13 protein-coding genes are annotated in these 13,456 nt (G+C 66.9%); 3 read left to right on the forward strand and 10 right to left on the reverse strand.

All coding sequences use genetic code 11. The annotated features are described in order from the left end of the window. The first annotated feature begins 78 nt into the window (after window positions 1-78). Window positions 79-624, forward strand: a complete 546-nt coding sequence (locus AAHM44_RS09070; RefSeq protein WP_260396040.1) for a CinA family protein — start codon at window positions 79-81, stop codon at window positions 622-624. Here AAHM44_RS09070 and AAHM44_RS09075 read toward each other — a convergent pair. Together AAHM44_RS09075 and lipA are read right to left on the reverse strand one after the other, a co-directional pair. Further along, window positions 540-1,046: a type II toxin-antitoxin system RatA family toxin gene (locus AAHM44_RS09075; RefSeq protein WP_184165952.1), complete on the reverse strand. Its 507-nt coding sequence runs from the start codon at window positions 1,044-1,046 to the stop codon at window positions 540-542. The two genes, AAHM44_RS09070 and AAHM44_RS09075, sit on opposite strands and share 85 nt — an antisense overlap. A 162-nt stretch (window positions 1,047-1,208) precedes the next feature. Next, the gene (lipA, locus tag AAHM44_RS09080; RefSeq protein ID WP_269575402.1) at window positions 1,209-2,135 is read right to left on the reverse strand and encodes a lipoyl synthase; all 927 of its coding nucleotides are present in this window, start codon (window positions 2,133-2,135) and stop codon (window positions 1,209-1,211) included. 125 nt (window positions 2,136-2,260) lie between these two features. Here lipA and AAHM44_RS09085 point away from each other — a divergent pair, with 125 nt between their 5' ends. Further along, window positions 2,261-2,890, forward strand: a complete 630-nt coding sequence (locus AAHM44_RS09085) for a carbonic anhydrase (protein WP_184165958.1) — start codon at window positions 2,261-2,263, stop codon at window positions 2,888-2,890. Here the strand turns inward: AAHM44_RS09085 and AAHM44_RS09090 are convergent. The 6 genes from AAHM44_RS09090 to AAHM44_RS09115 form a co-directional block, all read right to left on the reverse strand. Next, complete coding sequence (locus tag AAHM44_RS09090; RefSeq protein ID WP_342249766.1) at window positions 2,887-3,465, reverse strand: NAD(P)H-dependent oxidoreductase; 579 nt, start codon at window positions 3,463-3,465, stop codon at window positions 2,887-2,889. The genes AAHM44_RS09085 and AAHM44_RS09090 overlap by 4 nt on opposite strands. 62 nt (window positions 3,466-3,527) lie before the next feature. Then, the gene (locus tag AAHM44_RS09095; protein WP_342249767.1) at window positions 3,528-4,562 is read right to left on the reverse strand and encodes a S41 family peptidase; all 1,035 of its coding nucleotides are present in this window, start codon (window positions 4,560-4,562) and stop codon (window positions 3,528-3,530) included. 96 nt (window positions 4,563-4,658) lie between these two features. Then, the gene (locus tag AAHM44_RS09100; protein ID WP_342249768.1) at window positions 4,659-5,432 is read right to left on the reverse strand and encodes a polyphosphate kinase 2 family protein; all 774 of its coding nucleotides are present in this window, start codon (window positions 5,430-5,432) and stop codon (window positions 4,659-4,661) included. A gap of 58 nt (window positions 5,433-5,490) precedes the next feature. Beyond that, on the reverse strand, window positions 5,491-6,039 hold the full coding sequence (locus tag AAHM44_RS09105) for a hypothetical protein (RefSeq protein ID WP_342249769.1): 549 nt from the start codon (window positions 6,037-6,039) through the stop codon (window positions 5,491-5,493). 14 nt (window positions 6,040-6,053) lie between these two features. Further along, window positions 6,054-7,427, reverse strand: coding sequence for a serine hydrolase domain-containing protein (locus AAHM44_RS09110; RefSeq protein ID WP_342249770.1), 1,374 nt, complete (start codon window positions 7,425-7,427; stop codon window positions 6,054-6,056). A gap of 92 nt (window positions 7,428-7,519) precedes the next feature. After that, window positions 7,520-8,536, reverse strand: coding sequence for a 2-hydroxyacid dehydrogenase (locus tag AAHM44_RS09115; RefSeq protein WP_269575396.1), 1,017 nt, complete (start codon window positions 8,534-8,536; stop codon window positions 7,520-7,522). A 277-nt stretch (window positions 8,537-8,813) separates the two neighbouring features. Here AAHM44_RS09115 and AAHM44_RS09120 point away from each other — a divergent pair, with 277 nt between their 5' ends. Beyond that, window positions 8,814-9,995 (forward strand): PQQ-dependent sugar dehydrogenase, encoded by a 1,182-nt coding sequence (locus AAHM44_RS09120; protein ID WP_184165977.1) that lies wholly within the window; start codon window positions 8,814-8,816, stop codon window positions 9,993-9,995. Window positions 9,996-10,001: 6 nt separating this feature from the next. On the opposite strand, the gene AAHM44_RS09125 is transcribed toward AAHM44_RS09120, so the two are convergent. After that, window positions 10,002-11,393: an L-serine ammonia-lyase gene (locus AAHM44_RS09125; protein ID WP_269575394.1), complete on the reverse strand. Its 1,392-nt coding sequence runs from the start codon at window positions 11,391-11,393 to the stop codon at window positions 10,002-10,004. Between the two features lie 165 nt (window positions 11,394-11,558). Then, window positions 11,559-13,397, reverse strand: a complete 1,839-nt coding sequence (gene aspS, locus AAHM44_RS09130) for an aspartate--tRNA ligase (protein ID WP_342249771.1) — start codon at window positions 13,395-13,397, stop codon at window positions 11,559-11,561. Window positions 13,398-13,456: the final 59 nt, after the last annotated feature.

Here is a 13,456-nt window from a genome sequence, read left to right on the forward strand (position 1 = left end):
CGTGGGACACTCTCCCCGCCGCCTCAGGGAACGAACTGACTCGCGTCGGCAACATTACGGTGGCACATGCCCCGCCCTATGGACACGATTCTCCCGCCGGAGCTGGTCGCCGCAGCGCGCAAGGTGCTTGAAGCCAATCGCGCAGCCGGGCGCCGCGTCGCCGTGGCCGAGAGCTGCACGGGCGGCCTCGTCTCGGCCGCGCTCACCGAGATCCCCGGCTCCTCCGACGTCTTCGACGCCGGGTTCGTCACCTATTCGAACGAAGCCAAGCACGATGTGCTCAAGGTCGGCAGCGACGTGCTGGAGACCTTCGGCTCGGTCTCGATCGCGGTCGCCTGGAGCATGGCGCAGGGCGCCCTCGCCCGCACCCATGCCGATGTCGCGGTGGCGATCACCGGGATCGCCGGCCCCGATGGCGGCAGCGAAAAGAAGCCGGTGGGCACGGTGGTGTTCGCCCAGGCGGTGCGCAACGCCGATCCCGATCACATCGTCGCGGATGCCCGCCATTTCGAGAATAACGGCCGTGCCGGCATCCGCCTTCAGGCGGCGTTGTGCGCGCTCGAGCTGCTGATGCCGGGTGCCGCGGCGCCCGAGGCGGACGAAGCCGACGTCGAATCGCCGTAGAGCCGGGCAGCGCGTTCCTCGAACGCGTTGATCATCTTGCGCAGCGCCCGGTCGAACATCTGGCCGGCGAGCATCTCGAACACGCGGTTCTTGAAGGCGAAGTCGACGGTGAAATCGACCAGGCAGCCCCCCTGCCCGTCGCTGCGAAAGCCCCAGTCATTGTTGAGGTGCTTGAGCGGGCCATCGACATATTCGATGTGCAGGCTGGCCGGGCGCGCCTTGGTGACGCGCGAGGTGAAGGTCTCGCGCAGGCCCTTGAAGCCGACGATCATGTCCGCGAGCATCTGCGTATCGCTGTTCGAGCGGACACGGATCGCGCTGACCCAGGGCAGGAATTCCGGATATCTGGCGACGTCGGCGACGAGGTCGAACATCTGCTCCGGGGTGTAGGGCAGCGGGCGGGTTTCGGAATGCTTGGGCATTGTCTCTTCTGGTTCGAAACGCTTCCTATTGCCGTCATTCCCGCGAAGGCGGGAATCCATTGGCGGTGCCGTCGCCCATCTATCCCGATTTCAGGATGAATGGATCCTCGCCTTCGCGGGGATGACGATGGTGGAATACCCTCCCCGCTCCGGGGAGAAATTTCACTTGGCCCCCTTCGCCAGCTTCGCCTCGCGCGCGGCCTTCATCTCGGCGAAGTCCTCGCCGGCGTGATAGCTCGAGCGGGTCAGCGGCGAGGAGGCGACCTGGAGGAAGCCCTTGGCCCGGCCGATCGCGCCATAGGCCTGGAAGGCGGCGGGCGTGACGAACTCCTCGACCTTGGCGTGGCGCGGCGTCGGCTGGAGATACTGGCCCATCGTCAGGAAATCGATGTCGGCCGAGCGCATGTCGTCCATCACCTGGTGGACCTCCAGGCGCTGCTCGCCCAGGCCGAGCATGATGCCAGACTTGGTGAAGATCGTCGGGTCGAGGCGCTTGACCGTCTCCAGCAGGCGCAGCGACGCATAATAGCGCGCGCCCGGGCGGATCGTCGGGTAGAGCCTCGGGACGGTCTCCAGGTTGTGGTTGTAGACGTCCGGGCGGGCAGCGACGATCGCTTCGATCGCGGCTTCATGCTTGTTGCGGAAGTCCGGCGTCAGGATCTCGATCGTGGTGGTCGGGTTGGCCTTGCGGATCTCCTCGATCACCTTGACGAACTGGCTGGCGCCGCCGTCGGGCAGATCGTCACGATCGACCGAGGTGATGACGATGTGCTCGAGGCCCATCTGCGCGGCGGCTTCCGCGACGTGCTGCGGCTCCAGCGGATCGACCTTGCGCGGCATGCCGGTCTTGACGTTGCAGAAGCGGCAGGCGCGCGTGCAGACGTCGCCCAGGATCATCACCGTGGCGTGTTTCTTCGTCCAGCACTCGCCGATGTTCGGACAGGCCGCTTCCTCGCAGACGGTAACGAGGTTCTTCGAGCGCATCAGCGCCCGGGTTTTCGCGAAACCTTCCGAGGTCGGAGCCTTTACGCGGATCCAGTCGGGCTTGCGCTGACGCTCGGGACGCGGTGCTGCGGAGAGATCGTTCATGGGGGCCAGATAGAGCGGCTGGGCCGGCGTTTCCAGCCCTGGTTGCACTTTCGTCAAGCTGTGGCCTCCGCAACACTTCGATACAAACCTTGGCAGTCGGAAAAGCGGACGCTAGGGCATCCGCCATGACCGACTTCACCGACCTGCTCGACGGCTATCAGCGCTTCCGGACCAGCGAATATCGGCGGCATCGCGACCGCTGGTCGGGACTGAGCGAAGGCCAGAGCCCGCGGGTGATGGTGATCGCCTGTTCGGACAGCCGGGTCGATCCGGCGCAGATCTTCGATACCGTGCCCGGCGAGATCTTCGTGGTGCGCAATGTCGCCAACCTGGTGCCGCCGTTCGAGGATGATGCGAGCCGCCACGGCGTGTCGGCCGCGCTGGAGTTCGCGGTGAACCAGCTCGAGGTGCCCGAGATCCTGGTGCTCGGCCATGGCGCGTGCGGCGGTGTCGGCGCGGCGCTGTCGCAGCGCTTCAAGGGCGCGGCGAACGGTGAAGGCGGGTTCATCGCGCACTGGGTCGACATGCTCGATGCGGCGCGCGAGCAGGTCGTCGCCAAATATGGCACCGGGCCCGAGGCGGTGCGCGCGCTCGAGTTGGAGACGGTGCGGGTGTCGCTGACCAACCTCACCACCTTCCCCTTCGTCAGCAAGCGGCTGGCCGAGGGACGGCTGAAGATCCACGGCGCCTATTTCGCGATCGCGGACGGCGTGCTGCACGTGATGGGCGACGACGGCGAGTTCGCGCCGGCCTAACGCGCGGCGGCGCCGAGTTCGGCGACTTCCTCCAGATAGCGTTTGCGCGGGGTCCAGCCGCCATCGACGCTGCCGATGATCTTGTGCCGGACCGGGCCGAGCCCGCAGAAGCGCAGGATGTTGCGCTCCAGGCTCTTGAGGCTGTGGGCGCGGTAGAGCCAGCTATAGACCGGCGCGGGCGTCTGCATCGTCACCACGACGCGCGCCGAGCGGCCCTGGAGCAGCGGCTCGGGAAAGCCCTGCTTGACATAGCGGAAGGCGAAATCGGGGCGGAGCAACTGTTCGAGGAACGCCTTGAACCACGCCGGCACGTCGCCGAGCCAGAGCGGATAGAAGATCGCGACATGCTCGGTCCAGAGCAGGTCGCGCTGGATCGCCTCGATCACCGGGAGGACCGGCTCCTCGCGATATTCGGCCTGGGTGCGCAGGATCGGGAAATCGAGATCGGCGATGCGGACGCGGCGGACTTCGTGCGCCGCGCCTACCGCCCCCTCGGCATAGGCATCGACCAGCGCATGGCCGTAGCGGGCGGGATCGGGGTCCGGATGGCCATCGAGCAAGAGGATGCGGGTCATGGGCATGACCCTGCCCCGCCCTGTCCCACCTCGCCTTGCGCAGGGTCAAATGGCTGGCGTGGTCAGAGCCCGGCGTCGGTCTTCAGCGTGCCTTCCGGATCGGCGATCGCGTCGGCGCGCTCCTGTTCGGACTTGGGTGTGGCGACCAGCGGCTTCGCGGCGGCGAGCGCACGGCGATAGGCCTCGACCAGTGCGGCGCGCGGCTCGGTGCGGATATCGGGCTGGACGCCCTTGCCTTCCCAATTGTCATGGGTGGTCGGATGCTCGACCCGGCCGTTGGGGACGAAGGCGCTCATGCCGGCACCGAGCTCGACCGGGCGGTTCTGCGGATTGGCGCCGCCGCGGGTGGGCTTGCCGACCAGCACGGCGCGGTGGGCGGCCTGAAGGTCATAGGCGAAGCCCTCCGCCGCCGAGAAGGTGCGGTTGGCGGTGAGCACGAACACCGGCTTGTCGAGATAGAGCGAGCCGCCGGCCGGGATATCGGCGTGGCGCTGCTCGACTTCGGTGGTGCCGTCCCGGTTGCGCCAGGTGATCTTCGCCATCGGGATCGGGGTGGCCGAGAGATGGCCGAGCAGGCGCGAATCCGTAGTACCGCCGCCGCCGGTATTCTCGCGCAGGTCGATGATCAGCGCGTTGGTATCGCGGAGCATCTCCATCGCGCGATCGATCATCACGGCGCCATCGGCGTCCTGAGCGAAGTAGCGCAGCTTGAGATAGCCGATATTGCCCGGCAGGCGGCGCACGCCCATCAGCCCGTGAGCGATATGCTTCTCGAGCAGCGCGGCTTCATTCGGGACCGGCGTGCGATCCGGCGTGATCGTGTTGATCCTGATCTTGAGATGCAGGTCGTGGCTCTCGGCGAGGAGCGCGTTGACCTGCGTGACCAGGGCCTCACGGTCGCGGATCGCGATCAGGCGGCCCCGTTCCTTGCGGAGGAGCGCCTGGATGCGCGTGCCGACATCGGGATAGGAATAGGTGTCGAGCCCGGTGATCAGCGCATCGACCGCGCGGGTGGCCGCGGCCGGCGTGAGGTCATCGGGTGCCGCCGAGACGGGAGCGGCGAGCAGAAGCAGGGCAGCGGCGGCAAGGGTGCGCATCGGGGTTCCGAACCTGTGAAGTGTGTTGCTTGAACAAACCACTTCGGTGCGGAACGCGATTTCCTTGCGACGAAACTCAACTTTGCCGCGACCGGATCAAAGGCCGAGCGCCTTCTTTGCGACCTTCTCCACCTCGGGATCGAGCTCGGGCGGGGTCATCGGCACATGCTTTTCCAGCGCATCGGCGATCGCGGTGAGCGCGGTGATGCGGGCGGACTTCTTGTCGTTCCCGTCGATCACGATCCAGGGCGCATGCTCGGTGTTGGTGCGCTTGAACATCTCGTGCATCGCCTCGAGATAGTCGGGGCGCTTCGCCCGGTTGCGATAATCGTCGAGCCCGGTCTTCCAGCGCTTCCAGGGATGTTCGAGCCGGTCCTTGAGCCGCTTGTCCTGGGTCTTCTGGGTGACGTGGACGAAGACCTTCACGAGGGTGGTGCCGGCCGTGACCTGCTGGGCCTCGAAATCGTTGATCTCGGCATAGCCGCGTTCCCACTCGGCCTTGCCGGCAAAGCCCTCGACCCGCTCGACCAGGACGCGGCCGTACCAGGTACGGTCGAAGATCGCGATATTGTGCTGGGCGGGCAGCCGGCGCCAGAAGCGCCAGAGGAAATGATGGGCTAGCTCCTCCTGGGTGGGCGCGGAAATCGGCCAGACTTCGTAGTAGCGCGGGTCCCATTCGGCGGTGAGGCGCTGGATGATGCCGCCCTTCCCTGCCGCATCCCACCCTTCGAACGCGACGATCGCGCGGCGGCGGTGGACGATATGGGCGTAGTGGATGTGGCTCAGCCGCTTCTGGACCTTGGCCAGCGCCTTTTCATAGTCGCCGTGGAGCTTCTCGCCCTTCTCATAGTCCGACAGATCGATCGTCACGCCGTTCCTCCATTCAATGGAGGAACGATAGAGGCAGGATAAGGCTGCGCCAACCGCCTCAGTCGGGGTTTTCGGCCGCGACCTTCGCGGTCTCGGCGCGCAGGGCCTTGAGTTCCTCGAGCGACATCGGCGCGTCCGGACCGGAGCCGCTGTCGCCGCAGCGATTGTGCAGCGCCTGCGACGCGGTGAGCATCCGCTCGCTGAGCGCGAACTGGCGGTCCATCGCCTGATCCATCTCCTTCGGCATGCCGTTGCTGCCCATGCCGGCGGTCGCCGCGCTGGACATCAGCGAGCCACCCATCGACACCGCCGTGCCGACGCCGGGGATAAGACCCGCCAGGCTGGAGAGCAGCCCACCGGTACGCGCAGCCTTGGATCGCGCCTGCATCTTCTTGCGCATGTCCTCCGCCATCCTGGTCATGCCGATGCTCTCGGCCTGCATGTCGCGCTCGGCCTGAGCGACTTCGGCGCGCAGCTTGGTGCAGACCGGATCCTCGGCGGGCGGCCCGGCGGGCGCCGGCGGCTGGGGCACATCCTGCGCGACGGCCGCGCCCTGAACGAGCAGCAGCGAGGCGGCAAAGGCGAGAATGGGGGGATGGCGAGTCATGGCAAAGCTCCCGGTCAGTCGTCCGAAGGCGGGTGGAGGTCGGTTATCCTGCCGGCGGCATCGATGCCGAAGCGCCAGGTCATCGACTGGTTCCTGAAGGCGATCGCATAGAGGCGGACATGCTCGTCCTTGCCGGGCGTATCCGCGACCAGGGTGACGCGCTGGACCGGGCCGAGCGCGGCGAGCAGCGGCTGGCCGTAATCCTCGAGGAACGGCACCGGCCCCTTGAGTGCGCTTTCGGCATAGCGCTTGCGATCGAGCTTGCCCGCCGCCGCTTCGGCCATCGCTTCGCGCATCAGCGCGGTGAGTTCGGGCTTCGTATCCGGCATCGCCCTGGGCGCGGCCGGCCTGGGCAGGTAGAAATCGGCGATGCCACGCGCGAGCAGCGGATAGTAACGCTGCTGGTTGGTGAGGACGATCACCGTCAGCCCTTCGGCATCGGCATGGAGGATGTCGGCGAGCGCGGGGCCGCCGCTGTGCCCGACGACCTTGACGCCATGATAGGTGCCGGCGGTCCAGCCCACGCCGAAGCCGGCGGGCTTGCCGGTCTTGAGCAAGGGGGGCGTCTCGAGCAGCTGCTGGCTTTCGGGCTTGAGCAGCTCCCCGCGATCGAGCGCGGCGAACAGGGCGGCGAAATCGCGCGCCGAGCTGTGCAGGCCACCGGCGGCATAGCCGGTCTCGCCATAGACGAAGCTGCTCATCCGCTGCTCGCCGTCGCGCCAGGCATGGATGGCGGCGCGGTGCGGGAGCGGCAGCGACGAGCGGAACGGTCCACCCTGGCGCTCGAAGTTGAAGCCGGTGTCCTTCAGGCCGAGCGGAACGCAGATCTCGTCGCGAAAGATCGCGGCGATGTCCTTGCCCGCCACCTTCTCCATCACCGCGCGCAGCACGACGAAATCGGTGAAGCCATAGCGGCTCTCGGCGCCCGGCGCATAGGCCAGCGGCGCCTGCATCGCGGCTGCGAGCGTGTCCGCGACGTTGTCCTTATGCTCGGGCAGCTTCTCGGACAGGCCGGAGCTGTGGCTGGCGAGGTTGAGGATCGTGATCTCGCGCCAGCTGGCGGGGGCATCGGGGAAGAAGCGATCGAGCGTGTCGTCGAGGCGGAGCTTGCCGGCCTCGACCAGCCGCATCAGCGCGATGCCGGTGAAGATCTTGGTGGCGGACGCGGTCTGGAAGCGCGTGTCCGGCCCCACGGGTGCGTTCCATTCGAGATTGGCGAGCCCGTAGCTGCGCACCGTCTCGACCTTGCCCTTGCGGACCACGGCGACGGCGATCCCGGGGATGTGCCCGGCTTCCATCTGGGTGCGGACATAGTCATCGACGGCATCGGCGCTTGCGGGCGCCGCTGCGAACAGGGCCATGGCGGCCACACCAGCCAGGTAACGCATCCAACCCTCCCGACACGAGCAAGACTGCCCGAAATCGGGCTAGCCGCGCCGGGAACCTGCCGGGAATGGCTATGCGATGAAAGTCGACCTGCTCACTTCGAAGCAGCGATCCGATCGGCATCGACGCGGTTCTGGAGCATCTTGCCCGCTTCGGCATCGGCGGCGCTGCGCAGCGTCGTCTCGGCGATGGCGGCCAGCGCTTCCTCGGTGAGGAAGGCCTGGTGGCCGGTAACCAGCACGTTGGGGAAGGTCAGCAGGCGCTGGAAAAGGTCGTCGGAGATGATCTCGTTCGACAGATCCTCGAAGAACAGATCGGCTTCCTGTTCATAGACGTCGAGCGCAACGGCGCCGATCTTGCGGGACTTGAGCCCCTCGATCAGCGCGGCGGTATCGATCAGTGCGCCGCGGCTGGTGTTGACGATCATCAGGCCGTCACGGGCGGCGTCGATCGTCGCGGTATCGATCAGGTGGCGGGTGTCCGGGGTGAGCGGGCAATGGAGGGTGACGATCTCGGCGGTGCGCAGCAGTTCGTCGCGGGGAAGGTAGCGGACGCCGATGCGCTCCAGCTCGGGGTCGGGATAGAGGTCGGCGGCCAGCACCTCGCAGCCAAAGCCGAGCCTGAGGCCGCGGGCGACCAGCGCGCCGATCTTGCCGGTGCCGATCACGCCGACGGTGCGCCCGTGGAGATTGCGGCCGATCAGGCCGTCGAGCGCGAAATTATTGTCGCGCACCCGCGCCCAGGCGCGCGGGATATGGCGATCTACCGCAAGCAGGAGCCCGATGGTGAACTCGGCAACGGCATGGGGGGAATAGGCGGGCACGCGGACCACGGCGATCCCGAGCCGATGCGCGGCGGCGAGATCGACATTGTTGAACCCGGCACAGCGTAGCGCGACCAGCCGCGTCCCCTGCCCGGCCAGCACTTCCAGCACCTCGGCATCGACGACATCGTTGACGAAGACGCACACCGCCTGGTGCCCGGCGGCGAGCGATGCGGTGGCGGGCTCGAGGCGGGGCTCGAGGAAATGCAGGTCATGGCCGAATGCCGCGTTCGCTTCGGTCAGGAAGCGGCGGTCATAGGACTTGGTGTTGAACACCGCGATACGCATGCATGTCTCCCGCCGGATGTGCCGGCCATTTCGGATACCGCAGCGGCCCGGCGGCGGCCAGTGGTGCCCGGACATGCGCCCTATCATGCGTCAACCACACCATTTCGGATGAAATTGGGCGCGTGACGAATGAAAATCGTCGCAACTTCCCTTGAATAATAGCTGAATTATATGCTTTTTCCGCTGCGGAGCTGCGCTCCGGGTTTCAGCGTTCTTGGGGGATTTCATGAAAATCGGTTCGATGTGGCGTCTGGGCGCAGGCCCTTGCGCGTGCGTGATGGCGCTTGCCGCCTGCAGCGGCGGTGGCGGCACCGGCTCCGGACCCAGCGGCGGCGTTGCCGGCCCGACCCCGGCGCCGACGGTCAGCCCGACGCCGACTCCCACCCCCACGCCCACGCCGGTGCCCAAGGAAACCGCGACCACCAGCGACGGCGTGACCGTCGACATCGCGCCGATCGCTGCCTTCGAATATCCTTGGGCGATCAACTTCATTCCCGACGGGCGCCTCCTGGTGACCCAGGCCTTTGACGGGATCCGGCTGGTTGCCCAGAACGGGTCCTATTCCGCGCCGCTTGCCGGCCTGCCCAAGGGTTTCCGCGCGTTCGACATCATACTGAGCGCCGATTACGCCACGTCGCACAAGGTGGTCATCAGCTTCGACGAGCCGGGCACCAACGGAGCGGAAGGGCTCGCCGTGGCGACGGCGGAGCTGGTGTTGCCGACCGATGGCGAGCCGCGCTTCGAGAATTTCAAGACCATCTGGAGGCAGACCAAGACGACCACTGCCGGCCAGTTCGGCGGCAAGCTCGCCTTCTCGCCGGACGGCAAATATCTGTTCATCACCACCGGCGAGCGCGCGACCTTCGATCCGGCGCAGGACCTGTCCAATACGCTGGGCAAGACGATCCGGCTGTTCGCCGACGGCACGATCCCGCCGGACAATCCCTTTGTGAAGACGCCCGGTGCGATGCCGGAGATCTGGACGCTCGGGCATCGCAATCCCTATGGCATCGCGTTCGATGCCGCCGGGCGCCAGTGGCAGCACGAAATGGGTCCCAAGGGCGGCGACGAGCTCAACCTGATCGTTCCCGGCGGCAATTATGGCTGGCCGAAAGTCTCCTGGGGCAACAACTATGACGGCGGGCTGATCCCCAAGCCGGCGACCGGCGACGGCTATGTGGCGCCGGTGACCTATTGGGACCCGGTGATCGCGCCGGCGGGCATGATCATCTATTCGGGCAAGATGTTCCGGCAATGGGCCGGCTATGCGATCATGGGCGGCCTGCAGTCGCAGGGGCTGGTGTTCGTCAAGTTCAACGGGACGAGCGCGGCCGAAGTCGCCCGGTTGCCGCTCCACGCGCGCATCCGCGATGTCCGCGAAGGCTCGGACGGGGCGATCTGGGTGCTCGAGGATACCGGCACCGGGCGCGTGCTGCGCGTCTCGCCCCGGCCGAACTGAGCGGCCTCAGCAGGCGACGACGTTCACCGCCAGGCCGCCCTGGGCCGTCTCCTTGTACTTGGAGCGCATGTCCTCGCCGGTCTGGCGCATCGTCTCGATCACCGCGTCGAGGCTGACGACATGGCTGCCGTCGCCATGCATGGCGAGATAGGCGGCGTTGATCGCCTTGATCGCGCCCATCGTGTTGCGCTCGATACAGGGGATCTGGACGAGGCCGCCGATCGGATCGCAGGTGAGGCCGAGATTATGCTCCATGCCGATCTCGGCGGCGTTCTCGATCTGGGCGTTGGTTGCGCCGAGCGCCGCGGCCAGGCCGGCGGCGGCCATCGAGCAGGCGACGCCGACTTCGCCCTGGCAGCCCATCTCGGCTGCCGAGATCGAGGCGCGCTTCTTGTAGAGGAAACCGATCGCCGCGGTGGTCAGCAGGAAGGTTCGCGAACCCGCGGGCGTGGGGTTGGCGCAGAAGGTCTCGTAGTAGCGCAACACCGCCGGGATCACCCCCGCCGCGCCATTGGTGGGCGCCGTGACGACGCGGCCGCCGGCGGCGTTCTCCTCGTTCACGGCGAGCGCCCAGAGGCTGACCCAGTCGAACACAAGCGACGGATCGCTGCGCGGTCCGCGCGCCATCAGCCGCTGGTGAAGATCGCGGGCGCGGCGCTTGACCTTGAGGCCGCCGGGCAGCTCCCCCTCCCCGCGCATGCCGCGATCGATACAGGCCGACATCGCGGCGCGCAGGCTGTCGAGGAACGCGTCGGTCTCGGCGTCATCGCGCCAGGCGGCTTCGTTGGCGCGGACGATATCGGCGATGCTGGCGTCCTGCGCGGCCGCCACGGCGAGCAGCTCGGCGCCCGAGGTGAAGGCGAAGGGCAACTTGACGTTGGTCTGCGGCGCCTCGCAGCCACCCTCGACGATCGCACCGCCGCCGATCGAATAGTAGAAGGTCTCCCAAGGCTCGCCCTCGGGATAGTGCGCCACGAAGCGCATGCCGTTCGGGTGGGCCGGCAGGAACTTGTCGTCGCGGAAGATCAGGTGGCGGCCCTCGACGAATGGCACCACGACGTGGCCGCCCAGCGCCAGCTGCTGCTCGGCGCGGATCGTGTCGACGATCGTGTTCACCGCGTCGGGATCGACGCTCTCGGGCTGGTAGCCGGCAAGGCCGAGGATCGTCGCGATATCGGTCGCGTGGCCGCGCCCGGTAAGGGCGAGCGAGCCATAGAGTTCGCAGGAGACGGCGGTCGGCGTTCCGCGATCGAGCGCCGCTTCCGCAAAGGCCGCGGCGGCGCGCATCGGGCCGACGGTGTGCGAGCTCGACGGGCCGATACCGATCGTGAACAGGTCGGCGAGCCCAATGGTCGCCTCCGCCCGGGCACGCGCCCGCGCGGTGTTGTCTTCAGACATTGCTACTCCTGCGTCCCGACTCTGTCGGCCGGATTGCTGATCTTGGTTGTAGTTTTATGTCTGTAGGTTGAAGTTTTATAACTTCAAGCGGGCGAGAGGCCCCTTGTAATTCTGTTCCCCGGCTTTCGCCGGGGAACAGAGAGGGCGGTCACGCGACCGCGAAACTCAGCCCGCCGAGGGATCGACGATGCCGTCGGTGCCCTTCTTGGCGAGGTCCGCCGCGACCTGCGGCGCCAGGCGGATGTTGAGCTCCTTGAGCTGCTTCTCGCTGACATAGGACGGGGCCTGCATCATCAGGTCCTCGGCCTTCTGCGTCATCGGGAAGACGATGACTTCGCGGATGTTCGGCTCGTCGGCGAGCAGCATGACGATGCGGTCCACGCCCGGGGCCGAGCCGCCGTGCGGCGGGGCGCCGAACTTGAACGCGTTGATCATGCCGGCGAAGTTGGTGTCGACGTCCGCCTGGGTGTAGCCGGCGATCTCGAACGCCTTGTACATGATCTCTGGACGGTGGTTCCGGATCGCGCCCGAGGACAGCTCGATGCCGTTGCAGACGATGTCATACTGGTACGCCAGGATGTCGAGCGGGTCCTTGGTCTCCAGCGCTTCCAGCTCGCCCTGCGGCATCGAGAAGGGGTTGTGGCTGAAATCGACCTTCTTGGCGTCCTCGTCATACTCGAACATCGGGAAGTCGACGATCCAGCAGAATTCGAAGCGCTTCTTGTCGATCAGCTCGAGCTGCTCGGCGGCGCGGGTGCGCGCAAGGCCGGCGAGCTTGGTGGCCTGGGCTTCCTTGCCGGCGGCGAAGAAGATGCCGTCGTTCGGACCGAGGCCCATCGCGTCGGCAATCGCCTTCATGCCTTCCTGGCCGTGGTTGTTGGCGATCGGGCCGCCGAACACGCCGTCCTTCTGGGTGGCATAGCCGAGGCCCGGGAAGCCTTCCGACTGGGCCCAGCTGTTCATGTCGTCGAAGAACTTGCGGCTCTTCTCATGCGTGTTCGGCGCCGGGATGGCGCGGACGACATCGCCGCCCTCGACGATCGAGGCGAAGCGGCCGAAGCCCGAGCCCTTGAAGAACTCGCTCACGTCGGTGATCAGCAGCGGGTTGCGCAGGTCGGGCTTGTCGTTGCCGTACTTCAGCATCGATTCGCGGTACGGGATGCGCTTGAACGGAAGCGCCGAGACGCTGCGGCCCATGCCTTCCCAGTCGGCGAATTCCTCGAACACGCCGTGCAGCACCGGCTCGATCGCGGCGAACACGTCGTCCTGGGTGACGTAGCTCATCTCGAAATCGAGCTGGTAGAACTCGCCAGGCGAGCGATCGGCGCGGGCGTCCTCGTCGCGGAAGCAGGGCGCGATCTGGAAATACTTGTCGAAGCCGGCGACCATCAGCAGCTGCTTGAACATCTGCGGCGCCTGGGGGAGCGCGTAGAACTTGCCCGGGTGGACGCGGCTGGGCACGAGATAGTCGCGGGCGCCCTCGGGGCTCGACGCGGTGAGGATCGGCGTCTGGAACTCGGTGAAGCCCTGGTCGATCATCCGGCGGCGCAGCGACGCGATGACGCTCGAGCGCAGCATGATGTTCTTGTGGACCTTCTCGCGGCGCAGATCGAGGAAGCGGTTCCGCAGCCGGATTTCCTCGGGGTACTCGGCATCGCCGAACACCGGCAGCGGCAGTTCCTGCGCCTGGCTCTGGATCTTCGCGTCGGTGACGCGGATCTCGACTTCACCGGTCGGCAGGTTCGGGTTCACCGCCTCGGCCGAGCGGGCGACGACCTTGCCGGTCATCGTCACGACCGATTCGCTGCGCAGCGACTCGATCACCTGGAAGGCCGGACCGTCGACTTCGGTGACGATCTGGGTGATGCCATAATGGTCGCGCAGGTCGATGAAGACCAGGTCGCCATGGTCGCGCTTGCGGTGGACCCAGCCCGAAAGGCGGACTTCCTGGCCGACATGTTCGGCGCGGAGCTGGGCGCAGGTGTGCGTGCGATAGGCGTGCATTTCCGGTCTTTCCCTTGCTCGTCACCCCCGCGAAGGCGGGGGTCCAGGGTCACGAGCCG

Origin of the sequence: Sphingomonas sp. OTU376 (assembly GCF_038440415.1) — a bacterium.
Classification (GTDB): Bacteria; Pseudomonadota; Alphaproteobacteria; order Sphingomonadales; family Sphingomonadaceae; genus Sphingomonas; species Sphingomonas kyeonggiensis_A.

Coding starts and splice junctions, on each gene's coding strand:
- AAHM44_RS09070 (WP_260396040.1), top strand. CDS start 79: ATGGACACGATTCTCCCGCCGGAGCTGGTCGCCGCAGCGCGCAAGGTG.
- AAHM44_RS09075 (WP_184165952.1), bottom strand. CDS start 1,046: ATGCCCAAGCATTCCGAAACCCGCCCGCTGCCCTACACCCCGGAGCAG.
- lipA (WP_269575402.1), bottom strand. CDS start 2,135: ATGAACGATCTCTCCGCAGCACCGCGTCCCGAGCGTCAGCGCAAGCCC.
- AAHM44_RS09085 (WP_184165958.1), top strand. CDS start 2,261: ATGACCGACTTCACCGACCTGCTCGACGGCTATCAGCGCTTCCGGACC.
- AAHM44_RS09090 (WP_342249766.1), bottom strand. CDS start 3,465: ATGACCCGCATCCTCTTGCTCGATGGCCATCCGGACCCCGATCCCGCC.
- AAHM44_RS09095 (WP_342249767.1), bottom strand. CDS start 4,562: ATGCGCACCCTTGCCGCCGCTGCCCTGCTTCTGCTCGCCGCTCCCGTC.
- AAHM44_RS09105 (WP_342249769.1), bottom strand. CDS start 6,039: ATGACTCGCCATCCCCCCATTCTCGCCTTTGCCGCCTCGCTGCTGCTC.
- AAHM44_RS09110 (WP_342249770.1), bottom strand. CDS start 7,427: ATGCGTTACCTGGCTGGTGTGGCCGCCATGGCCCTGTTCGCAGCGGCG.
- AAHM44_RS09115 (WP_269575396.1), bottom strand. CDS start 8,536: ATGCGTATCGCGGTGTTCAACACCAAGTCCTATGACCGCCGCTTCCTG.
- AAHM44_RS09120 (WP_184165977.1), top strand. CDS start 8,814: ATGGCGCTTGCCGCCTGCAGCGGCGGTGGCGGCACCGGCTCCGGACCC.
- AAHM44_RS09125 (WP_269575394.1), bottom strand. CDS start 11,393: ATGTCTGAAGACAACACCGCGCGGGCGCGTGCCCGGGCGGAGGCGACC.
- aspS (WP_342249771.1), bottom strand. CDS start 13,397: ATGCACGCCTATCGCACGCACACCTGCGCCCAGCTCCGCGCCGAACAT.